This window comes from Bradyrhizobium sp. BRP19 (assembly GCF_020194195.1).
GTDB lineage: Bacteria > Pseudomonadota > Alphaproteobacteria > Rhizobiales > Xanthobacteraceae > Bradyrhizobium > Bradyrhizobium yuanmingense.
In genome coordinates this window covers 94,163-116,489 of the sequence record NZ_JADYVZ010000001.1, presented here as the reverse complement: position 1 = coordinate 116,489, position 22,327 = coordinate 94,163, and the positions used below count along the sequence as shown (strand labels likewise).

Here is a 22,327-nt window from a genome sequence, read left to right as displayed (position 1 = left end):
GATGCGGAGCATCAAGCAGCCGGGCGCGCCGCTTCCCGAACGCATTCAATGGGTGGAGGCGAGGGGACGCGCTTTCTCGTTCACACTTCAGGCCGGTCTGCCGCTGCTGGAGGCCGCGCGGCGCGGCTTTGCCGCGGAGGGCTTCGCCGGCGGCGTGCTGAATTTTCGCCATGGCGCGCTCGGGCCGTTCGCCTATGTCATGCCGGCGCTGTCGAAGACCGGTGAGAATGCGGCGTTCTACAGCGATACGTTCCGGCCCGCCGGCGTGACGCGTTTGAGGCTCGGCAGCATGACGCTGGGCACGCGCGACGGTGCGCCGTTCTTTCATTGCCACGGACTGTGGACGGAGGCTGACGGCAAGACGAGCGGCGGCCACATGATGCCGGACGAGACCGTCGTCGCCGAGCCGTTTGAGGTCGAGGCCTTCGGTCTCGACGGTGCGATGTTCACGGCCGAGCCGGATGCGGAGACCAACTTCAAGCTGTTCGGACCGGTCGCGGCTGCAAGCACCGGCGTGCGCACGACGAGCCGCGCCTTCGCGCTCCGCCTGCGCCCGAACCAGGATTTTGCCGGTGCACTCGAAGCGTTCTGCCGCACGAACGGCATCGCCCGCGCGAAGATCCATGGCGGCGTCGGCTCGACCATCGGCGCGCGCTTCAGCCATGGCGGCGTGACCGAGCCGTTTGCGACGGAGCTGGCGATTACGGCAGGGACAATCGCGCCCGGCGCCTCCGGCGCGCTGGAAGCTGCGCTCGATGTCGCCCTGATCGACTATACCGGCGGCGTTGCGGAGGGGCGTCTGATCCGTGGCGACAATCCGGTGCTGATGACGATGGAGCTGGTGCTGGAGGCAGGGGACTAGCTCGTCAGCCGTAAGGGAGTGGGTGCAAGATAGCGCTTTTGCACTCCAAATGTTCCTGTTACGTTCCATCGCGGGCGCGAGGAGCGGCGGGAAGTCATGGCACGAAGAGGCAATCGAACGATCAACCTGCCAGCGCCGTATCTGAAGCGGGTATGGCTCGATCCGTCGCAGGTTCGCGACCGCGAGGCCTATCCGTTCTGCTTGCCCATCTTCCCGGATGATTTCGAGCTTAGCTTCGATAGTCCCATCACGATCATCGTTGGAGAGAACGGCACCGGGAAATCGACCATCCTCGAAGGCATCGCAGCGTTCGCCGGCTATGACGATGCCGGCGGCGGCAAGGGCTACAAGCCGGTCGATCATTCCGAAGCGCGCGAGGAGATGGGCGGCCAACTCTCCAAGGCGCTGCGCGCAAGCTGGCTGCCGAAGATCACCAACGGCTGGTTCTTTCGTGCGGAGAGCTTTTTCTCGGTCGCGCGATATCTGGACAAGGCTGCGCGCGACGCCGGCCAGGTCGGTCCCGATTTCTTGTCGCACTCCCATGGCGAAGGTTTTCTGCGCTTCTTCGAGGAGCGTTGCCAGCGCCAGGGCATCTTCATCTTCGACGAGCCGGAATCGGCGCTGTCGCCGGCGCGCCAGATCGAATTCCTCAAGCTACTGCGGCGCATGGAAGACTCCCGCATCTGCCAGGTCATCATGGCAACGCATTCGCCGATGCTCATGGCCTATCCCAACGCGCGGCGCTGCGGCTCGGCAAATACGGCCTGGAGCCTGTCACGGTGGAGCAGACCGACCATTACCGGTTGATGCGTGAGTTTTGTGTCGATCCGCGCGGGTTCGTGGAGGCGACGCTGGGGGAGTAGGTGAGGGAATCCCCTAACAGTAGCTCTCTCGGTCGTCGTTGCGAGCGCAGCGAAGCAATCCAGAATCTTTCCGCGGCAGCAGTCTGGATTGCTTCGCTGCGCTCGCAATGACGGAGTGTGGAGCAGCAGTGCGCCAACTCCCGTGTCCCGGTCAAGCTGCAACGCGTGAGCATTGCGGCGCAGAGCCGGGACTCAGAAAGCCGCAGCATCGCGGATGCATGGGCTTCGGTTCTGCAGCGCATCACCATAGCGTCGAAGACGCGCGTGAACGCGCTTATGGTGCTGCGCAGCGTCTGTGGCACGAGACCGTTATCAATTCGCTGGCGCGGCTTCACATCCTCGCGGCAGAGTCCGCCCGAGCTTTGCTGCATTCGCCACCCTCGAGAGTGCCGAGGGCGCAGGGAAGGCCGGGTGCCGGCTGGCACCCGCGGTCCACTGTGCGAAGCGTGTGCTTGAAAAAGCTGCACAGCGGCATACAGGTGAAGCCAAACATCCGGCCTTCCCTGCGCAGTGGGTTGACGGCTTATGTCGTGCTCTCCCCGGGGAGCGATGCACTATTGCCCCCGTCGCCTTGCGGATGACTGACGGTGCGGGCCCGGTCGGCCCGCAACGTCACCGCAAGCCTTTGGCGCACAGACCCCGGGCGCCAGGACCACACGATTTTGCCGTACGCAGACTGCGCCCGTCGTGTGCGCGCCTAGCCTGCTCACGGAGTGATCCGCCCTGCAAACCGCTTGCGCGCGACGCTGCCTGCGTCCACCACCTCCCATCCCGCGTTCGTGACGATCGCGATGCGCCCCTCGGCCCGGGTTGGGGTAGGCGCAACATGCGATAATTCCGAATTCGCGTAAAGCGAATTATTTCGGCTTGGCATGATTGACCCCGGTCTGGTGTTTTGCCCGTCCGCCAACCCGATCAATAGTGTGCATTGGCTTTGCCACCGCCGTGCCACGAACGGGTCTCCCCATGGCCCAAAAATGCGCTAGCATGACCTCAGCGCGCGTTCCAAGTCGCGCAGATTGAGAAACGAGGAAACGAGATGAGGATGAGAAGCAGACCGGCGATCGCCGGGGTGGCGGCGCTGGCGGTGGCGGGGATGGCTCTGATGACCGCCTTCGAGCCGGTCTGGGCCCATGGGCCGACGCGGCAGAAGGTGCGGGAATCCATCGAGATCAACGCGGCCCCCGCCAAGGTGTGGGCGGTGATCGGCAATTTCCAGGACATGAGCTGGCTTCAGCCGGTCACCAAGACCGAAGGCGAGAAGGGCAACGAGATCGGCGCGACGCGCAAGCTGACCCTGACGGGCGGCGGGACGGTCGAGGAGGAGCTCTACAAATACGAGCCCGACATGCAGAGCTATTCGTACCGGATCACCAAGGTCGACGTGAAGGTGCTGCCTGTGACCAATTATTCCTCGACCCTGACGGTCTCGCCCGCGCCTGATGGCAAGGCCAAGCTGGAATGGGCCGGCGCGTTCTATCGCGGCTATCCCAACAACGACCCGCCGCCGGAGCTGAGCGACGAGGCCGCGATCAAGGCCGTGAGCGGGCTGTACAAGGCCGGGCTCGAGGCGCTCAAGAAGAAGATCGAGAGCGGCAGCTGATCGTGCGAGCGCTGGTTCTGGCGGCGCTCGCCGCCAGCCTTTGTTACGCCGGCTTTGGAAGCGCGCGCGCCGACGAGGCGTTCGTCACCAACCAGCTCAGCGAAGATCTGATGGTGGTGGATCTCGCTGGCGCGCGCGGCGTTGCGACCATCCCAATCGGCGGCAAGCCGGCCGGCGTCGCCGTCAGCGCCGACGGGCGCTTTGCCTATGTCACGAGCCCGGATGCCAAGGCGGTGACGGTGGTCGACGCTGCCACGCGGCAGGTCGCCGGCCGCGTCGAGGTCGGCGGCGGGCCGCTCGGCATTGCCGTGGCGCCCGATGGCAAGACGGTCTATGTCGCCGATTGGTACGCGGCCGCGGTGCGGGTGATCGATACGGCCTCGCGCAGCGTTGTCGCCAGCATCGCGGTCGGCGCCTCGCCGTCGGGTCTTGCGGTGACGCCCGACGGCAAGCTGCTGCTCTCGGCGGACCGCGACGACGACAGCGTCTCGGTGGTGGAAACGGCAACGCGCCAACGCAAGGCCGTGATCAAGGTCGGCACCCGCCCGTTCGGCGTCACCATCGATGCCGAGGGCAAGCGCGCCTACACCGCCAATGTCGGCTCCGACGATGTCTCCGTGATCGATATCGCGGAAGGCCGCGAGATCGGCCGCGTGCCGGTCGGCATGCGCCCATATGCGGTGGCGCTGACGCTAGGCCGAGGCTTCGTCACCGACCAATATGGCGGCACCGTCAGCGTGTTCGACCTGGCGAGCCTCAAGCCGGTCAAGCGCATCCATGTCGGCGACTATCCCGAAGGCATTGCGGCGACTGCCGACGGCAAGCGCGTCATTGTCGCCTGCTGGGAAAGCAACACGCTAAGCATCATCGATGCGGCCGAGCTCAAGGTGATCGGCGAGATCAAGACCGGCGACGGCCCAAGGGCGTTCGGGGCGTTCCTGCGCAGGACGGAGTAGTTCGTCACAACCCGAGGCCGCTTGCTCCGGCCGGCCGAATTCAAGCGGCCATTCCGCCAGAGCTCAATTGACGTTCTGCGCTTCCAAGATCGTGTTCTCCGGCGCGCCTCGGTCGGTCCAGTCCGGCGGCAGCCCGATTCTTTCTCCGGCCAGGCCTGCCAATCCTGGCGCCCGGCCGAATGTTTCGCAGATCGCTTCCTTGGGCGCACCACCGAGAGAGGCGCTCAATCTGTCGACGGAAGGCGGCGTGGGGACCTTCCCGAACGGGCTCTCCGCGGCAACGAGAAACCTCCCGAAATCGCTTCCGAAAGCCTCGGCCAGGTCATAGGCGTCGCCATCGCTCGATACACGCGGAGCGCTGGTGAAGGAGTTCGCTCCGCGCGCCCAGATCATGGCCGCCTGTTGGTTGCCGCTGCGGTCACGGGCCTCGGCCTCGACGGACAGGCTTCCCAGTCCGATCGGAAGGCGCGGCACCGGAATGGGCACGCCGGGAGCGACGATGGACGGCACGACGCTCGCGACCTTGGAGACGCCGGCTGCCGCCGCATCGGTCGGCGCAATCTGTGTGATGACGGCGCGAACATTCAAGTCCGCAGCCTCCGTGGGAGCTACGATCCGGAAGCGCTCGCTGAGCGCAAGACACATCGCTCTGTTGATTGCGTTCTTGATCAGCCTGCGCTGCTGCGGCGTGAACGGCTGGCTGGCTGCGGTCGCCGTGAACGCGGTCGGCTCGATGCGAGCGGTCTTCGCGGCGAGAACATCAGCCTTGCTGATCCGGAGCTGCGACTTGGTCAAGAGACCATCGGACGGCGTGAGATCGTCGTAGGAGGCCAGCGACCCCGCTCGTTCCAGCGGAGCCGCCGCGCAACCGGCGGCCATCGAGCTCAAGACCGCAACTGCGAGCCACCTCATGGCGAGGGAACGAGACCGGTCGCCACTCCCTGGGCCACGCGCCGGGACTGCGCGACGGGCAGGGGAGAAGGTGCGGCGCCCGGCGCCGAGGCGAGCATGGGCTGCCAGGTCACGTTCCAGCGCGCCAGCGTGGCACCGTTGCCATCGAAAACCAGGTCGAGAAAGGCCAGGGTGAGCTCGGCCGTCGCGAGCTTCACCTTCGGGTTGAGCGCCGGACCACCGGTGAACGAACGATCGGTGAAGATGCTGTGCGAGCCGCCTTCGAACACGGCAAGCAGCTTGCGCGGTGTGGCAATGGCGTTGAAGACCTCCAGCCGGTCGGCAGCGGGTGAGTAATATCCGGGGATCTGGATGACGTCCTTCGTCGCCGTCACGTGCAGGGTTGGAACGGTGATCCTGCTCAACACCGAGGCAAGATCGGGTTCGCCATAGAATGGAGGGGCCGAAATGACAATGGCGGCGGCAAAGCGCGGGTCGCGCGCCTCGACCCACTTGCCGTCGCGCATCACGCGGGCGCCAACCGCAACAAGCGCCGTGTTCGCCCCATAGGAATGCCCCGCCGCCATGATGCGCCGGCGGTCTACGTGGGCACCATGGGGACTCGACAGCATGCGATCCAGGGCAAAGCGCAGATCCAGGGCTCGCGCCAGCGCCTCGCTCTCGTGAGCGGCACGCTGCAGGCGGTCCACGACGGCGAGGGGATTGCCCGCCCAGAGCGAGGAATCGCTGCCGGCATGCTGAACATGCAGGCTGGCGACGCCGCGGGCCGACCAATATCGCCCCAGATAGCTGTAGCCCCGGCGAGAGCCGCCGAGCCCATGGGAGAACACGATGAGCGGCACGCGCGATCCCGGCGCAACATCCGCCGGCCAGTGCAGGCGCGCCGGAACGGGCCGCGAACGCGCCGGATCGACCCAGTCGAAGTCGACGACCGCGGGGGGCGCGGACTGCGCCCGGGCTGGAGGCGCGGCGAGCGTGGCCGTGACGGCGATCGCCAGCAGCGCGGCACCGAACCGCCGTCGGGTCAGGCTTGTCGCTCCGCTCGCAGCGTCCGCGCCATTCGCGTGCGCGGATCGCACATGCCGAGAGGAAGTGTCGCTCAACCCGTTCACCATGAAGGCACCTTGTATGAAGTCGCACCGAGTGTAATCGACGTATTGCACTTAGTGTAATTTTGCAAACTGGTCGATTTCATGGCAAAACAGGTCATGAAAAGTTCATCCCGGAAGGAGGAAGGCCTGCGCGAGCGGAAGCGGCGCGAAACGCTGCATCGTATCGCCGAGCAGGGCCTTAAACTGTTTCTGACCAGGGGCTATGATGCCACCACGCTCGACGCGATCGCGGAGGCGGCGGGGATCTCGCGGCGGACGTTCTTCTACTACTTCAAGTCCAAGGAAGAGATCCTCCTGGCGTGGCAGGATGGTGGTTTCAGCGAGACCTTGCGTGCCGCCGTGCTCGAGCAAACGACCAAGCAGTCGCCGCTCGATGCCGCAAGGAACGGCCTGCTGGAGCTGACAGCCCGCTTCCCGGTCGATTACAAGCAAACAAAAGTGATCGAGCGCCTGATGTCCGCGAACGAGTCGCTTCGCATCCGGCAGCAGGCGAAATACGTCGAGAAGGAAGCTGCCGTGTTCGCGGCGCTGTCCCAGATGTGGCCGCAGCCGCATCGGCAGGCTGCGCTGCGCGTGGTCGCCATGATGTCGGTCGGAGCCTTGCGGCTTGCGATGGACAGTTGGAATCGCGACCAGGGCAAGCGGCCCTTGGCCGTCTACGTGAAAGAGGCTTTTGCGTGCCTGAACCGGGAGATCGGAGCGGGAGCCTCGCGCAAGGCTGCCGGTCGATCCGGCGAGTGAGTGAGGGCCGGCCCGGGCTCTCGATGGAAAAGCAATACGGCCGCGCGGTGGTGTTAAGCCCGCATCGGAGCTGTGACGCCGATCAGCGCCGGCGCGATGTCACGGATGTGCTCGAACACATGGTCGGGCCGAAGCGCCGTTAGCGCCGCCGGTGCCGCATAGCCCCAGCACACCGCGCCGCAGGCGATCCCGACCGCCCGCGCCGCGTCGATGTCGCGGACCTCGTCGCCGATCGAGATCACCCTGCTAGGCGCGACGCCGGCGCGGCGGATGACCCGGCGGAATTTCGCGGCCTTGCCGAACAGCGACGCTGCGCAGTCGAAATGCGAGAACAGCGCTGCGGCGTCCCCGAGCTTCTCGCGCGCATTGGCCTCGCTGTCGGACGTCACCAGCGCCAGCTGCACGCCGTTCTCGGCCAGCGTTCGCAGCATCGTCTCGACGTCTGCGAACAGCGAAATCTCGGAAGCCGCCTCCGCCTTCAGACGCCGCGCATGCCGCGCGATCGCCGGCAGCTTCCACATGGGCACTTCGAGCTTGGCGAGGATCTCGCGCGACGAGGCGTGGCGCAGCTCCTCGACATCCTCGTCCTTTACGCGGCGAAAGCCGAAGCGGTCCGCGACGTCGTTGATGGTGCGCAGGAACCACGGGAAGCTGTCGGCGAGGGTACCGTCGAGATCGAATATGGCGAGGGAATAGGGCATGAGGCCGGATTTTGAGCTCGCTGACAAGCGTGAGGTCGCGTGCTAATATTCGTGGAGTTCGAGGACAGCCATGCGACACGAGCGGATCGAAATCAACCCTGCGATCGGCCGTTACGTCGTGATCGACGGGGTTCGATTCCGATCTCGACCCCTGTAGCTCTCTCACCGCAACTTACGAACATCGACATTGATGTCGAGATCGATCTTCGCCACGCAGGTCTGGGTGCTCTTATGCGAGCCGCCTTCATGCCAGCGGCCATCCCGCGCCCGGGCACCACTGACATTGGCCAGCTTCAGGCAGCGCCATTGCGGCAGCGCCTGCTGCTTTCGCCTGCAAACTGCCAGGCCAGCACGGCTTCGTCACCGGACTTGTCGGTGCCGATGATATGCGGACAGAGCTCGCGACGGCGACCCTCGTAGACGCAAGTCACCTGTTGCTCGGCGAGGATCGCGTTCCGAAATAGCGTATAGGTTCGACTGGCTCATTGCTCCCTCCAGATCGATCATCTGGCCTTGCCAACCACTTGAGTGTAGTGATGCGGGACTGGAAGGGTAACCATGCCGATCAATGACACCCAGCTCAGCAAATTTCTGAGCCTGGTCCTGCGCCACCAGCCGGAAACGATCGGGTTGGTGCTGGATTCGCACGGGTGGGCCAGCATCGACGACCTGATCGCCAAGGCAAATGCCGCCGGCACAAAGTTTGGCCGCGATGATCTGCTGCGCGTCGTCGCAGAGAGCGACAAGAAGCGTTTCTCGCTATCCCCTGGAACTGATCGCATTCGCGCCGCGCAAGGACATTCCGTCTCGGTTGAACTTGGCTTGGCGCCGCAGGAGCCGCCGTCGATCCTGTATCATGGCACGGCGACACGGTTTGTCGAGGCGATCCTGTCCGAGGGCCTGAAGCCGCAGGCGCGCCAGCAGGTGCATCTGTCCTCCGATGAGGCAACTGCGCAGCGTGTCGGTCAGCGCCACGGCAAGCCGCACATCTTCAAGGTCGATGCCGGCAGCATGCATGCCAAGGGATTCAAGTTTTTTCGCGCAGAGAACGGTGTGTGGCTGACCGACCATGTGCCGCCGGAGTTCCTGGCGTAGCTTACGTCCTGGATTTCCAAACGGTCTCCTCGGTCCAGCCGAGTTCGGCGAATTCGGCGGCTCGCAGCGGCGCTTCGCCTTCCGCGAAGAACTCGTCGAGCTGCGGGGGCGCGACATCCGTTTCGCACAGCATGGCATGCGCCTGTCCGCGATGATGAACTTGATGCTGGAAGAGATGCATGAGCAGCCGGTCGCAGCGCTCGGTTTGAACGCTCGTATCGCGGTTGATCCGGACGAAGGCGTCGAGCCGTTCAGTTGTCAGCGCATCGCAGATCGCAATCAGGCGGTTGTCCATTGCGGCCTGGGCAGCTTTGAGCTCGGCTAACGAGGGGTACGGCACCTCGTTCTTCCAGGCTGCCGGTCCGAGCCAGCCCCCTTCAAGCGCATCGATGTAGAAGAAGTCGATGATGTAGATGTGGTTCAGCGTACGCTGCAGGCTTGGAAAGAAGCCGGTGCGGGGGGCTTCGAATTCAGATTGGGATAGCGCAGCGCAGGCGGCGAGCAGGCGATGGTTCGCCCAAGCGTTGTTGTGGGCGAAGGCGCGGTAGGTTTGTACGAGTCCAGCGGACATGTCGGTTCTTTCCCGATCGAATAGTGGCTGATTACGCTCCGCTAATCCGCCCTACAGCCCTGTGGCTTCGATGCAGCGCAATCTACTCCGCCGCCTCGCTCGCCGCACGCCTCCGCTTCGGCTTCCGCGCCTTCTCCAGCACGGGAGCCAAAAATTTGCCCGTATAGCTTCGCGGCGCCTTCGCAATGTCTTCCGGAGGTCCCCACGCCACGATCTCGCCGCCGCCGTCGCCGCCTTCGGGGCCGAGATCGATGACCCAGTCGGCGGTCTTGATGACTTCGAGATTGTGCTCGATGACGACGACCGTGTTGCCCTGCGCGACCAGCTCGTGCAGCACCTCCAGCAGCTTCTTGACGTCGTGGAAGTGCAGGCCGGTGGTGGGCTCGTCCAGGATGTAGAGCGTGCGGCCGGTGGCGCGCTTTGACAATTCTTTTGCCAGCTTGACGCGCTGGGCTTCGCCGCCCGAGAGCGTCGTCGCTTGCTGGCCGACATGGATGTAGTCGAGGCCGACGCGGTGCAATGTCTGAAAAGTCTCGCGCACGCGCGGCACCGCCTTGAAGAACTCGGCAGCTTCCTCGACAGTCATGTCGAGCACGTCGGCGATGCTCTTGCCCTTGAACAGCACCTCCAGCGTCTCGCGGTTGTAGCGCTTGCCCTTGCAGACGTCGCAGGTGACGTAGACGTCGGGCAGGAAGTGCATCTCGATCTTGATGACGCCGTCGCCCTGGCAGGCCTCGCAGCGGCCGCCCTTGACGTTGAAGGAGAAGCGGCCGGGCTCGTAGCCACGTGCTTTCGCTTCCGGCAGGCCGGCGAACCATTCGCGGATCGGCGTGAACGCGCCGGTATAGGTCGCCGGATTCGAGCGCGGCGTGCGGCCGATCGGCGACTGGTCGATGTCGATGATCTTGTCGATGTGCTCGAGGCCCTCGATGCGGTCGTGCGGGGCGGCGCCCTCGCTGGCATTGTTCAGCTTGCGGGCGATGGCGCGGTAGAGGGTATCGATCAGCAGCGTCGACTTGCCGCCGCCGGAGACGCCGGTGACGCAGGTGAACAGGCCGAGCGGAATTTCCGCCGTGACGTTCTTGAGGTTATTGCCGCGCGCGTTCACCACCTTGATGGTGCGGCGATGGTTCGGCGGACGCCGCTCCGGCACCTCGACCTCGAGCTCGCCGGTCAGGTATTTGCCGGTCAGCGATTTCGGGTTGCGCATGATCTCGGCGGGCGTGCCTTCGGCGACGATGTTGCCGCCATGCATGCCGGCGCCTGGGCCGATGTCGAGCACGTAGTCCGCAAGGCGGATGGCGTCCTCATCATGCTCGACCACGACCACGGTGTTGCCGAGGTCGCGCAGCCGCTTCAGCGTATCGAGCAGGCGGGCGTTGTCGCGCTGGTGCAGGCCGATCGAAGGCTCGTCCAGCACGTAGAGCACGCCTGTGAGCCCCGAGCCGATCTGCGAGGCGAGGCGGATGCGCTGGCTCTCGCCGCCGGACAGCGTGCCGGAGGAGCGGGACAGCGTCAGATAATTGAGGCCGACGTCGAGCAGGAAGGTGAGGCGCTCGCGGATCTCCTTCAGGATGCGGCCCGCGATCTCGTTCTGCTGCGCGTTCAGCGCCTCCGGCACGGTCTCGAACCATGCGCCGGCGCCCTTCACGGACAGCTCCGAGATTTCGCCGATATGCTTGCCGCCGACCTTGACGCAGAGCGCCTCGGGCTTGAGCCGAAAGCCCTTGCAGCCCTCGCAGGGGACGTCGTGGAAATATTTCGCCAGCTCCTCGCGGGCCCACTCGCTCTCGGTCTCGCGGTAGCGGCGGTTGATGTTGGTGATGACGCCTTCGAACGGCTTCTTGGTGTCGTAGGAGCGCACCCCGTCCTCGTAGGAGAACTTGATCTCGTCCTCGCCCGAGCCGTAGAGAATCGCGTTTTGCGTCTTCTTCGGCAGATCCTTCCACTTGGTGTCGAGCGTGAACTTGTAGTGCTTGCCGAGCGCGGTCAGCGTCTGCACGTAATAGGGCGACGACGACTTGGCCCAGGGCGCGATCGCGCCCTTGCGCAGCGTCAGATCCTTCTCAGGGATGACGAGGTCTTCGTCGACATGCTGCTCGACGCCGAGGCCGCCGCAGGCGGGGCAGGCGCCGTAGGGATTGTTGAAGGAGAACAGGCGCGGCTCGATCTCGGGGATGGTGAAGCCGGAGACCGGGCAGGCGAACTTTTCCGAGAACAGGATGCGCTCGGGCCCGCTCTTGTCGTGGATTTTCGCGGTCTTCTTCTTTTCCTCCGCAGGCGCAGCCGCCGCGGGCGCATCGGCGAACTCGACGACGGCAAGGCCTTCGGCGAGCTTCAGCGCGGTCTCAAAGCTCTCGGCGAGGCGCTGGCCGATATCGGCACGCACCACGATGCGATCGACCACCACGTCGATGTCGTGCGGGAATTTCTTGTCGAGGCTAGGGGCTTCCGCCAGCTCATGGAAGGTGCCGTCGATCTTGACGCGCTGAAAGCCCTTCTTGAGCCATTCGGCGAGCTCCTTCCTGTACTCGCCCTTGCGGCCTCGCACGACGGGGGCGAGCAGATAGAGGCGGGTGCCCTCGGGCAGCGCCAGCACGCGGTCGACCATCTGCGAGACGGTCTGGCTCTCGATCGGCAGGCCCGTGGCCGGCGAATAGGGCACGCCGACGCGGGCCCAGAGCAGGCGCATGTAGTCGTAGATCTCGGTGACGGTGCCGACGGTCGAGCGCGGGTTCTTCGACGTCGTCTTCTGCTCGATCGAGATCGCCGGCGACAGGCCGTCGATCTGGTCGACGTCGGGCTTCTGCATCATCTCCAGGAACTGGCGGGCATAGGCCGACAGCGATTCGACGTAGCGGCGCTGGCCCTCGGCATAGATGGTGTCGAAGGCGAGCGAGGATTTGCCGGAGCCGGATAGCCCGGTGAACACCACCAGCTTGTCGCGGGGAATCTCGACGTCGATATTCTTGAGGTTGTGCTCGCGCGCGCCGCGGATCGTAATTGCGCGCAGGCTGGAGCCCGCGTTCTGTTGTTGGCGCTTCGCCTTGATCACTTCATCCATCCGAGTTGCCCTCAAGGAAGCCCAAAGGTGCGCGATCGCGCCAACAAAAAAGGCGCGCTGCGCCCGGAACCGGGATCGGCGCCGATGGGTATGGCAGCGAACGTAGGAAGAACGGCGGCGGATTTCCAGTGGGACTTGCGAATCGTCAACGGATTGTTGGCGTGCTGGCGGGATCTGGCAGCAGGAACGCGCGGAACCGCTCGCGGAGCACCCAGCCAAAACAAAAAGGCCGGCGCGAGGCCGGCCTTTCGTGACGATGTGACCTCGGCAGGGAAGTTCAGTACTTCGCGACCACCGGGCCACCGAAGGTGTAGTTGAGTCGAACGGTAGCCATGTCCACGTCCTGCTTGATGCTGTCGGTGCGAGTGGTCACGCCGAGGAAGGTGAAGGTCTCGTTGTGCCTGCCCATGAACAGGTGGTTGTATTCGACAGCGACCGACCAGTTCGGGGCGAAGCCGAATTCTATGCCGGTGCCGACGGTACCGCCCCAGCGCGTTTCGTTCGCGGTGTCGAGCGTAACGCCGCCAAAACTGCCAGTGTACTTGTTGTGAGTGACGGCAGCGCCGCCCTTCACGTACCAAAGCACGTTGTTCCAGGCATAACCGACCTGGCCAGTGAAGAGGCCAATGGCGTCGATCCTGGTCTCGTTCACCAGCGGCGCGAGCGCGGCAGGCGAGCTGATGTTCGAACCCTTCAGGTCAGCCCAGTCCCCCTGGGCTTCGAGACCGAATACCCAGTTGGCGGACTGCCAGCGATAACCGATCTGGCCGCCGACGAGTGCGCCGGTCGCATTGTGACAACCTTCGGCCACCGCCGGAGCGACCACGAAGGGGCCGACACTGGTGAGATCCCAACAGTTGCGGCTCCAGCCACCGCCGGCGTTGGCGCCGAGGTAGAAACCGCTCCAGTTGTACACCGCGATCGGTGCCACCGGAGCCTTGGTGTAGGGGCGGGCTGCCAAATCGGCCGCCGAGGCCGGTGCCAACGCGCTGAGTGCGAACAAGCTGGCCGAAGCCAGCAAAAGCTTCTTCATATCCATTCCCCACTTCCATTTCTCATTCCGGTCTTCCGGAGAGCGGAAGAGCAGCGGACCTTATGACTCAAGCAACGTCATTGCTTTTACACCATTGAAGCCAAAGGTTGTGTCACCCAGCGGCCACACCCCTTCGAAAAGCGCGAGCGAACGGGCGGCCGCAACAAACAAAAAGGCCGGCGCGAGGCCGGCCTTTCGTGACGATGATGCGTCAGAGACGAAGCTCAGTACTTGGCGACGACCGGGCCGCCGAAGTGGTAGTTCACGCCGACCTGCACGGTGTGGAGGTCGAGAGTGCCGGTGTTGACCGGGAAGACGCCCGAGAAGTAGGTCTCGCCGCCCAGGCTGCGATAGAGGTACTCGCCCTTGACCGACCAGTTCGGAGCAAACATCGCCTCGACGCCCGCGCCGACCGTCCAGCCCGAATGGAACTGGCTCTCCGAGAGGCTCAGAACAGGGGGCGCGCTGACGCTGATCTTGTTGTTGATCCAGGCGTAACCACCCGTGGCGTACAGCAGGACGCTCGGGGAAGCGAGCCAGCCGATGCGACCACGCACGGTGCCGAGCGCGTCGATACGCGAACTGACCGTCGTGGGAACGAGGGCGCCACCAAAATCAACAAGACCGGTCGCCGAGGCGTTTACGTCAGCCCACGCGCCATCAGCTTCGATGCCGAACACGACGTTGGAGGTCTGCCAGTTGTAGCCAACGGTGCCGCCGACGAAACCGCCCTGCATGCGCGGATCATCGGAGCTGTTTTCCCAGGCGCCGCCACCGACGATACCCAGGTAAAAGCCGGTCCAGTTGTAGACCGAGGCAACAGGCGCAGGCGCCTTGGTGTAGGGGCGGGCTGCCAGATCAGCAGCCGAAGCGGGGGCCGCGAGAGCGAACAAACAGGCCGAAGCCAACAAAACCTTCTTCATTTTCAACTTAATCCCAGTCCCAGTTTCTGTTGTTGCCTTCCGTGGCGGAAGGGCAGCGGACTCAAACGGCCCAACTGACGCCGTCTTTACACCACCAAAGCCGCAAGTTGTGTCTCCGAAAAGCCACAACAGTCCAAAAGGTGATGGTTACTGACTTATTTACGTCCAGGCATGTGCCGAAAAAAAGAAGGGCCGGCGCAGGGCCGGCCCTTCCATTTGCTCGCGAAATGAGAGGGATATCAGTACCTCGCGACCAACGGGCCGCCGAAGCGATAATTCAGGCGGACTAGACCCATGTCGACGTCCTGACTGATGCGATCGCTCCCGAAGGCAACGCCCGCAGGCGTCGTGAAGGCGATCGTACGGTCGCCGAGGAAGATGTGGTTGTACTCGACGCCGAGCGTCCAGTTCGGAGCAAATCCGAATTCCAGGCCGGCGCCAACGGTGCCGCCCCAGCGGGTCTCGCGAGCCGACGCCAGCAGCGTGCCGGCGCCAGGCGTGCCAGGCGCGGCATAGACGTCGTACTTGTCCCCGACTACGGCGGCGCCGCCCTTCACATAGAGCAGCACGTTGTTCCAGGCATAACCGACCTGGCCCGTGATCAGGCCAAAAGCATCGATGTGAGAGCGGTTACGATCACCGGTGACCAAAGCGCTTCCAGGGAAGAGGAGGCTGACGTTGTCCCCCGAGAAGTCAGCCCAGTTGCCCTGGCCCTCGAGGCCGAACACCCAATTGGTCGACTGCCAGCGGTAGCCGATCTGACCACCGACCGTGCCGCCGGTCGCATCGTGACAGCCTTCAGCCACCAGAACGCCCGTGACCGGGGTCACGAAGTCCCAGCACTTGCGGCTCGTGCCGCCGCCGCCGTTGACGCCGATGTAGAAGCCGCTCCAGTCGTAAACCGCGGCGACCGCCGGGGCCGGAGCCTTGGTGTAGGGACGCGCAGCCATATCCGCCGCGCTTGCCGGAGCCGACAGCCCCATTGCCATTGCACTGATTACGCCGAAAAGAATCTTATTCATTGCAGTCTCCCCAAGTTTCGTCCGCTTCATGAAAGTCCCCGAAGCGGCTGATCAGACGCGACACCCATATGAATCAATTCCAAGGCAAAGGTAGCCTAAGGAAAGGGCAGAGTCCGTCTCCGGAATGCCACACTTGCGGATTGATTGAATGGGTTCCAACTTGATGAATGTTAAATGGTTTTTGCCATACTCGGGAACCCAAAAAGGTTCCATTCGAGGGCTGTCCTTTTTTGTGGCATGAGAGGACATGCGGGAAATTTCCGCTCGCTCGTGCCGAAGAACAAATCTGGAACAAACGTGCGCGCGATGCTATATGTGGGGATAACCTTGGGGGTGGCAGGCTGATCGGTGCCCGCAAGCGTATAGGGTCGCCCTAGCGGGCGCAGAGGAACGCGGGCAGCGGATTCGCCCTTTTGAAATTCAGTGGCATTCGGAGTGGAGAGCGGCGATGGCGGGAAGCGTCAACAAGGTCATTCTGGTTGGAAATCTCGGCAAGGATCCCGAAATCCGCCGCACCCAGGACGGGCGGCCGATCGCGAATTTGAGCATCGCGACCTCGGAGACCTGGCGCGACAAGAACACCGGCGAGCGCAAGGAGAAGACCGAGTGGCATCGCGTCGTGATCTTCTCTGAGCCGCTTTGCAAGATCGTCGAACAGTATCTGAAGAAGGGCGCAAAGGTTTACATCGAAGGCGCGCTCCAGACCCGCAAGTACACCGACCAGAGCGGCGTCGAGAAATACTCGACCGAGGTCGTGCTGCAGGGCTTCAACTCAACGCTGACGATGCTGGACGGCCGCGGTGGCGGCGGCGGAGGTGGCAGCTTCGGCGACGAGCCGGGCGGCGACTTCGGCTCCTCCGGACCCGTCAGCAGCGCGCCGCGCCGTCCCGTTGCCGCCGGCGGCGGCCGCAACAGCGACATGGACGACGATATCCCGTTCTGAGAGGGCGGGATTACTCGACGGAGATGCGGCGGCAACCTCGGCGCCGCTTGCGCCTCCCCGTCAGGAGACATTCCTAATTGACTGAACGGGCTCGGATTTTCCGGGCGCGCTTCATGTGTGGGGTGAGGTTCGTATCAAGCCGGGCAAAACGGGTTGACCGGAGGCCCCTTGACGCGTGTTCAGGCCGGCGTTGCGGGCGTTCATGAAGGACCGATTCCGGGGGCGTGCAGGGCGCTGTTCCGAAGCCGTAAGTTATTGGAAGAATAAGCGGAAAAAGGACTTTCCGAGGGCGGTCAGGGTGGTTATCCGACCCCGGATGCGCTATATGATTCCCAGACAAACCCTCACCGGATTCCCCCTTGGCTGACGACGATAACAAGCCCGGCGACCAGCCGGCGCACCCCTCGGACATTCGCCCCGTTTCGATCTACGAGGAGATGAAGAAGTCCTACCTCGATTACGCCATGAGCGTGATCGTGGCGCGTGCGCTGCCCGATGCCCGCGACGGGTTGAAGCCGGTCCATCGCCGCATCCTGTTCGCGATGAACAATCGCGGCGATACCCCGGATAAGAAGCACAAGAAGTCCGCCGGTGCCGTCGGCGAGGTCATGGGTAAGTACCATCCGCATGGCGACCAGGCGATCTACGACGCCTTGGTGCGCATGGCGCAGGACTTCTCGATGCGCGCGCCCTTGATCGACGGGCAGGGCAATTTCGGCTCGGTCGACGGCGATCCCCCGGCGGCGATGCGCTACACCGAGTCGCGCCTGACCAAGATCGCGCTGAAGCTGCTCGAGGACATCGACGACGATACGGTCGACTTCCAGGACAATTACGACGGCTCCGAAAGGGAGCCGGTGGTGCTGCCCGCCCGGTTCCCGAACCTCCTGGTCAACGGCGCCGGTGGCATCGCGGTCGGCATGGCCACCAATATCCCGCCGCACAATCTCGGCGAGGTGATCGACGCCTGCGTCGCGCTGATCGACAATCCGGCGCTGACGATCGACGAGCTCAACGCCATCATCCCGGGGCCTGATTTCCCGACCGGCGGCATCATTCTCGGACGCCAGGGCATCCGCAGCGCCTATCATCTCGGCCGCGGCTCCATCGTGATGCGCGGCAAGGTCACCTTCGAGACGCTCCGGAAAGAACGCGAGGCGATCGTCATCACCGAGATCCCGTATCAGGTGAACAAGGCGACGATGGTCGAGCGCATCGCCGAGCTCTACAAGGAAAAGAAGATCGAAGGCATCTCCGACCTGCGCGACGAGTCCGACCGCGACGGCTACCGCGTCGTCGTCGAGCTCAAGCGCGATGCCGTGCCCGACGTGGTACTGAACCAGCTCTACAAGTTCACGCCGCTGCAAACGAGCTTCGGCGTCAACGCCGTCGCGCTCGATTCCGGCCGTCCGCAGACCATGAACCTGAAGGACATGCTGACGATCTTCGTCGGCTTCCGCGAGCAGGTCGTGACCCGCCGGACCAAATACAAGCTGCGCAAGGCGCGCGAGCGCGCGCACGAGCAGGTCGGCCTCGCCATCGCGGTCGCCAATATCGACGAGATCATCAAGGTGATCCGGCACTCGCCGACGCCGGCCGCCGCCCGCGAGACCCTGATGACCCGCGACTGGGCCGCGCGCGATGTCGAGGACATTATCACGCTGATCGACGATCCCCGTCACCGCATCAACGAAGACGGGACGATCCGCCTCTCGCTGGAGCAGGCGAGGGCGATCCTGGAGCTGCGCCTGGCACGCCTCACCGCGCTCGGCCGCGACGAGATCGGCGAGGAGCTGTCCAAGCTCGCCGGCGAGATCAGCGATTATCTCGACATCCTGCGCTCGCGCGGGCGCATCCTCGACATCATCAAGACCGAGCTTGCCGAGGTGAAGGCCGAGTTCGCAACGCCCCGCCGCACCGTGATCATGGAGCAGGAGGGCGAGGTCGAGGACGAGGACCTGATCCAGCGCGAGGACATGGTCGTCACGGTCTCGCACGCCGGCTACGTCAAGCGCGTGCCGCTGTCGGCCTACCGGGCGCAGCGCCGCGGCGGCAAGGGCCGCTCCGGCATGCAGACCCGCGACGAGGACTTCGTCAGCCGGCTCTTTGTCGCCTCGACCCATACTCCGGTGCTGTTCTTCTCCTCGCGCGGCCAGGTCTACAAGGAAAAGGTCTGGCGGCTGCCGATGGCCGCGCCGAACGCGCGCGGCAAGGCCATGATCAACATCCTGCCGCTGGAGCAGGGCGAGCGCATCACCACCATCATGCCGCTGCCGGAGGATGAATCGACCTGGGGCCAGCTCGACGTGATGTTCGCGACCACGGGCGGCAACGTCCGGCGCAACAAGCTGTCCGACTTCGTCGACGTCCGCCGCTCCGGCATCATCGCCATGAAGCTCGACGACAACGAGGCGATCGTCGACGTGCAGATCTGCACCGAGCGCGACGACGTGCTGCTGACCGCTGCGGGCGGCCAGTGCATTCGCTTCCCCGTCACCGATGTGCGCGTATTCACCGGGCGCACCTCGATGGGCGTGCGCGGCATTGCGCTCGGCGAAGGCGACAAGGTGATTTCGCTGGCGATCCTGCGCCACGTCGACACCACCTCGGACGAGCGCTCGGCCTATTTGAAGATGCGCCGCGCGGTCGCGGGCGAAGCCGCCGCAGACGAGGCGCCGGCCGATGCCGAGGCCGAGGAGACCTCGGGCAGCTTCCAGCTCCCGCAGGAGCGCTATGTCGAGATGTCGGCGCAGGAGCAGGTCGTGCTGACCGTCTCCGTCAACGGCTACGGCAAGCGGACCTCGTCCTACGAGTACCGCACCACCGGCCGCGGCGGCAAAGGCATCGTCGCTATGAGCGTCAACCACCGCAACGGCAATCTCGTCGCCTCGTTCCCCGTGGAGGAGGCGGATCAAATCATGCTGGTCACCGACAAGGGCCAGCTGATCCGCTGCCCGGTCGAAGGCATCCGCATCGCCGGCCGCTCGACGCAAGGCGTGATCGTGTTCGACACCGCCGAGGACGAGCACGTGGTGTCAGTCGAGCACATCACGGAAGAGGCCGAGAACGGGAATGGAGCGAACGGGGAATAGAGGCTGGCGAATCGGGACTCATCCACCCGCCGTTCCTCGCAGCCGATAGTGCCCCCTGAACGAGATCGCGCCCGTCGGGCCATTCCGACGGGCGCGAGCGTCGCGTAGTCTGCGACGAGACGTCACAGAAATTCCTGGGGTATTGAGGGACCCGCCCGACACGAACCTGACAGATCCGATTACGGCGTGCGGTTGGCGGTCACGAGGCGGGCCTCGCGGACGTTGGCCTTGGTGCCGGCGCTACGCAGGCAGGACGCTTCGAAGTTCGGCCAGGCCTGCTGCGAGCAGTCACGGCCGATGCTGCGGATGTCGAGCCGGTCGCTCTTGGCCAGCGGCTGCGGCACGCTGGCTTCGACCTTCGGGGCAAAGCCGGGCAGGAGGGTGAGGGCCGCGGCAACACACGCAGACAGAGCGATCGCTGAAATGGTCTTGATCATGACAGTCCCCTGTGATGCGGCCGCCTACGCCCAGTACGCGGCCCGTCATTCGTTGGCCGGATTAGTAACCATGGCCAGTTTCCGGACGTCTTCGCCGATGTGGGAAATGGTTTCGTTCGCGCTCCGTTTTGTTTCGTGGCCGCCCGAGGACGAAACAAACCGGCTGCCGCTGACGCCCAACGGGACATTTTCGGAGGGGCTGGACCGGAAACGAGCTAGGAACCTGCCCGGCTTGCCGGCCCGGGCGGGGCGCGGTAGGACGGGGCCATGCCGCGCATCGCCTTCTACCCAGGTTCCTTCGACCCCATCACCAACGGCCATCTGGACGTGGTCCGGCACAGCGTTTCCTTGTGCGACAGGCTCGTGGTCGCGATCGGGGTGCATCCCGGCAAGAAGCCGCTGTTCTCGACCGAGGAGCGCCTCAAGATGCTCGAGGAGGTCTGCGGTCCGATTGCGGCGCAGGCCGGCTGCGTGCTGGAGGCGACGACGTTCGACGATCTGTCGGTGACCGCGGCGCGCAAACACGGCGCGACCATCATGATCCGGGGCCTGCGCGACGGCACCGACCTCGATTACGAGATGCAGCTCGCCGGCATGAACGAGGCCATGGCGCCGGAGGTGCATACGGTCTTCCTGCCGGCCTCTCCCATGGTCCGCCCGATCACCGCCACTTTGGTGCGCCAGATCGCCGGCATGGGCGGGGACGTCTCGGCCTTCGTCCCGCCGCAGGTCGCGGCACAGCTCAAGGCCAAATTCGCCTGAAAACGGCGCGCTTCCTCTTCTCTCTGATCCGGAGTTGTCATGATCCGAATTCTCGCAGTTCTTGCCGCGCTTCTGTTCGCGGCGCCGGCGGTGGCGCAGCAATTGCCGGCAAATCTCGACAAGGCCAACGCCATCGTCATCGACAGCACCAAGGGCCGCATCGTCATCAAGCTCAGGACCGACATCGCGCCCCAGCATGCCGAACGCATCAAGCAGCTGGCGCGCGAAGGCTTCTACAACAACGTGCCGTTCCACCGCGTCATGGACGGCTTCATGGCGCAGACCGGCGACGGCCAGAACGGCAACGGCACCGGCGGCTCGAAATACCCGAACCTGAAGCAGGAATTCTCCAAGGTGCATTTTGCCCGCGGCATCGTCGGCATGGCCCGGCGCGGCGACAGCGTCGACAGCGCCAACTCGCAGTTCTTCATCATGTTCGCCGACGGCGGCAGCCTCGACGGCCAGTACACCGTGATCGGCGAGGTGGTGCAGGGCATGGACGTCGTCGACAAGCTGAAGAAGGCGCCCCCCGGCTCGCCCGGCGGCTCCGTCACCGATCCCGACAAGATGGTGAAGGTGCAGGTCGCCTCAGACATCAAATAGGCGCGGCCATGGCGCGCCGCGGTGGCAGGCTCCTGCTGGTTGCCGCGGTGCTGTTGCTCGCCACCTCCCTTGCGGCCGTGGAGGCCGCCCAGGTCGACACGATCCAGGACATCTTCCGGCACCTGCGCACCTGCTGGAGACCGCCGTCGCCGGCGAGGGCCCGCCCACTCGACATCACCGTCCTGGTGAGCTTTAACCGGGCCGGAAACATTCTGGGCCATCCGAGGATTACCTATGAATCCGCGGAGGCCTCTGACAACGACCGGCTGCAATACCGGATCGCGGTGATGGAGGCGTTGCAACGCTGCACGCCGGTGCCATTTACCGATGCAATGGCCGGCGCCGCCGCGGGACGTCCATTCGCGATCCAGTTCCGCAGCCGCAAGACGTCACCCGACAAGACTTCACCCCCAACGCAAGAGAGACGAGCATGAGCGTCACCGAAAACACCCTGATCCTCGAGACCACGCAGGGCCCCGTCACCATCGAGATGCGCCCCGACCTCGCGCCCGGCCATGTCGCGCGTATCAAGGAGCTGGTCCGTGAGGGCTTCTACGACGGCATCGTGTTTCACCGCGTGATCGAGGGCTTCATGGCGCAGACCGGCTGCCCGCACGGCACCGGCACCGGCGGCTCCGGCAAGAAGCTGAAGGCCGAGTTCAACAAGGAGCCGCATGTGCGCGGCACCGCCTCGATGGCCCGCGCCGCCAATCCCGATTCCGGCGACAGCCAGTTCTTCATCTGCTTCGACGACGCCCGCTTCCTCGACAACCAGTACACGGTGTGGGGCAAGGTCACCGAGGGCATGGAGAACGTCGACAAGATCAAGCGCGGCGAGCCGGTGCAGAACCCCGACAAGATCGTCAAGGCGCGGATGGCCGCAGACAAGGAATAGTCACTCGATCGTCATCCTGAGGAGCGCGGAACGCGCGTCTCGAAGGATGAAGGCCCCACTGCTGCAACCCGGCCTTCATGGTTCGAGACGGCGCTAAGCGCCTCCTCACCATGAGGGTCTGGCTGTGTCGCACCAAG

General features: G+C 64.5%; 20 protein-coding genes and 1 pseudogene. 12 read left to right on the top strand and 9 right to left on the bottom strand.

From position 1 onward, the window contains the following. The first annotated feature begins 1 nt into the window (after position 1). The 4 genes and pseudogenes from I6F36_RS00560 to I6F36_RS00545 all read left to right on the top strand — a co-directional run bounded on the left by I6F36_RS00560 (position 2) and on the right by I6F36_RS00545 (position 4,284). Positions 2–862, top strand: a complete 861-nt coding sequence (locus I6F36_RS00560) for a DUF296 domain-containing protein (protein WP_225170871.1) — start codon at positions 2–4, stop codon at positions 860–862. A gap of 96 nt (positions 863–958) precedes the next feature. Next, a pseudogene (locus I6F36_RS00555) lies at positions 959–1,725 on the top strand (AAA family ATPase). Between the two features lie 1,039 nt (positions 1,726–2,764). Further along, entirely contained in the window at positions 2,765–3,328 is a 564-nt protein-coding gene (locus I6F36_RS00550; protein ID WP_225112469.1) for an SRPBCC family protein, read from the top strand. A 2-nt stretch (positions 3,329–3,330) separates the two neighbouring features. Next, entirely contained in the window at positions 3,331–4,284 is a 954-nt protein-coding gene (locus tag I6F36_RS00545) for a cytochrome D1 domain-containing protein (protein ID WP_109143677.1), read from the top strand. Between the two features lie 63 nt (positions 4,285–4,347). Here I6F36_RS00545 and I6F36_RS00540 read toward each other — a convergent pair whose 3' ends face one another. Next, positions 4,348–5,163, bottom strand: coding sequence for a DUF3313 domain-containing protein (locus I6F36_RS00540; protein WP_306469099.1), 816 nt, complete (start codon positions 5,161–5,163; stop codon positions 4,348–4,350). Between the two features lie 29 nt (positions 5,164–5,192). Next, positions 5,193–6,299 (bottom strand): acetylhydrolase, encoded by a 1,107-nt coding sequence (locus I6F36_RS00535; RefSeq protein ID WP_225151696.1) that lies wholly within the window; start codon positions 6,297–6,299, stop codon positions 5,193–5,195. A 105-nt stretch (positions 6,300–6,404) separates the two neighbouring features. Between I6F36_RS00535 and I6F36_RS00530 the strand changes: the two genes are divergently transcribed. Next, entirely contained in the window at positions 6,405–7,049 is a 645-nt protein-coding gene (locus I6F36_RS00530; RefSeq protein WP_036028176.1) for a TetR/AcrR family transcriptional regulator, read from the top strand. Between the two features lie 53 nt (positions 7,050–7,102). Here I6F36_RS00530 and I6F36_RS00525 read toward each other — a convergent pair whose 3' ends face one another. Next, positions 7,103–7,750, bottom strand: coding sequence for an HAD-IA family hydrolase (locus I6F36_RS00525; protein WP_036012680.1), 648 nt, complete (start codon positions 7,748–7,750; stop codon positions 7,103–7,105). A gap of 558 nt (positions 7,751–8,308) precedes the next feature. Between I6F36_RS00525 and I6F36_RS00520 the strand changes: the two genes are divergently transcribed. After that, the gene (locus tag I6F36_RS00520; RefSeq protein ID WP_036028168.1) at positions 8,309–8,845 is read left to right on the top strand and encodes an RNA 2'-phosphotransferase; all 537 of its coding nucleotides are present in this window, start codon (positions 8,309–8,311) and stop codon (positions 8,843–8,845) included. 1 nt (position 8,846) lies between these two features. Here I6F36_RS00520 and I6F36_RS00515 read toward each other — a convergent pair whose 3' ends face one another. The 5 genes from I6F36_RS00515 to I6F36_RS00495 form a co-directional block, all read right to left on the bottom strand. Beyond that, on the bottom strand, positions 8,847–9,416 hold the full coding sequence (locus tag I6F36_RS00515) for a DinB family protein (RefSeq protein ID WP_225125297.1): 570 nt from the start codon (positions 9,414–9,416) through the stop codon (positions 8,847–8,849). A gap of 82 nt (positions 9,417–9,498) precedes the next feature. Continuing rightward, the gene (gene uvrA / locus I6F36_RS00510) at positions 9,499–12,480 is read right to left on the bottom strand and encodes an excinuclease ABC subunit UvrA (RefSeq protein ID WP_057029260.1); all 2,982 of its coding nucleotides are present in this window, start codon (positions 12,478–12,480) and stop codon (positions 9,499–9,501) included. 277 nt (positions 12,481–12,757) lie between these two features. Further along, positions 12,758–13,513, bottom strand: a complete 756-nt coding sequence (locus I6F36_RS00505; RefSeq protein ID WP_036028173.1) for an outer membrane protein — start codon at positions 13,511–13,513, stop codon at positions 12,758–12,760. A gap of 224 nt (positions 13,514–13,737) precedes the next feature. Beyond that, positions 13,738–14,436: an outer membrane protein gene (locus tag I6F36_RS00500; protein WP_157286061.1), complete on the bottom strand. Its 699-nt coding sequence runs from the start codon at positions 14,434–14,436 to the stop codon at positions 13,738–13,740. Positions 14,437–14,675: 239 nt separating this feature from the next. Continuing rightward, positions 14,676–15,458, bottom strand: a complete 783-nt coding sequence (locus I6F36_RS00495; protein WP_225125298.1) for an outer membrane protein — start codon at positions 15,456–15,458, stop codon at positions 14,676–14,678. 448 nt (positions 15,459–15,906) lie between these two features. On the opposite strand from I6F36_RS00495, the gene I6F36_RS00490 reads away from it, so the two are divergent. Together I6F36_RS00490 and gyrA are read left to right on the top strand one after the other, a co-directional pair. Beyond that, complete coding sequence (locus I6F36_RS00490; protein WP_025036423.1) at positions 15,907–16,401, top strand: single-stranded DNA-binding protein; 495 nt, start codon at positions 15,907–15,909, stop codon at positions 16,399–16,401. Positions 16,402–16,760: 359 nt separating this feature from the next. Beyond that, positions 16,761–19,493 (top strand): DNA gyrase subunit A, encoded by a 2,733-nt coding sequence (gene gyrA, locus I6F36_RS00485; RefSeq protein WP_225125299.1) that lies wholly within the window; start codon positions 16,761–16,763, stop codon positions 19,491–19,493. Between the two features lie 179 nt (positions 19,494–19,672). Here gyrA and I6F36_RS00480 read toward each other — a convergent pair whose 3' ends face one another. Beyond that, the gene (locus I6F36_RS00480) at positions 19,673–19,930 is read right to left on the bottom strand and encodes a hypothetical protein (RefSeq protein WP_036012649.1); all 258 of its coding nucleotides are present in this window, start codon (positions 19,928–19,930) and stop codon (positions 19,673–19,675) included. 267 nt (positions 19,931–20,197) lie between these two features. Here I6F36_RS00480 and coaD point away from each other — a divergent pair, with 267 nt between their 5' ends. From coaD to I6F36_RS00460, 4 genes are read left to right on the top strand one after another with little or no spacing between them, the layout of a single operon-like run. After that, positions 20,198–20,692, top strand: a complete 495-nt coding sequence (gene coaD, locus I6F36_RS00475; protein ID WP_036012646.1) for a pantetheine-phosphate adenylyltransferase — start codon at positions 20,198–20,200, stop codon at positions 20,690–20,692. 39 nt (positions 20,693–20,731) lie between these two features. Next, a complete protein-coding gene (locus I6F36_RS00470; RefSeq protein WP_036012644.1) occupies positions 20,732–21,295 on the top strand; it encodes a peptidylprolyl isomerase in 564 nt (187 codons plus the stop codon). Positions 21,296–21,303: 8 nt separating this feature from the next. Beyond that, complete coding sequence (locus I6F36_RS00465; RefSeq protein WP_225112461.1) at positions 21,304–21,729, top strand: hypothetical protein; 426 nt, start codon at positions 21,304–21,306, stop codon at positions 21,727–21,729. Then, the gene (locus tag I6F36_RS00460; RefSeq protein ID WP_018642141.1) at positions 21,726–22,190 is read left to right on the top strand and encodes a peptidylprolyl isomerase; all 465 of its coding nucleotides are present in this window, start codon (positions 21,726–21,728) and stop codon (positions 22,188–22,190) included. Before I6F36_RS00465 ends, I6F36_RS00460 begins: the two co-directional genes overlap by 4 nt. Positions 22,191–22,327: the final 137 nt, after the last annotated feature.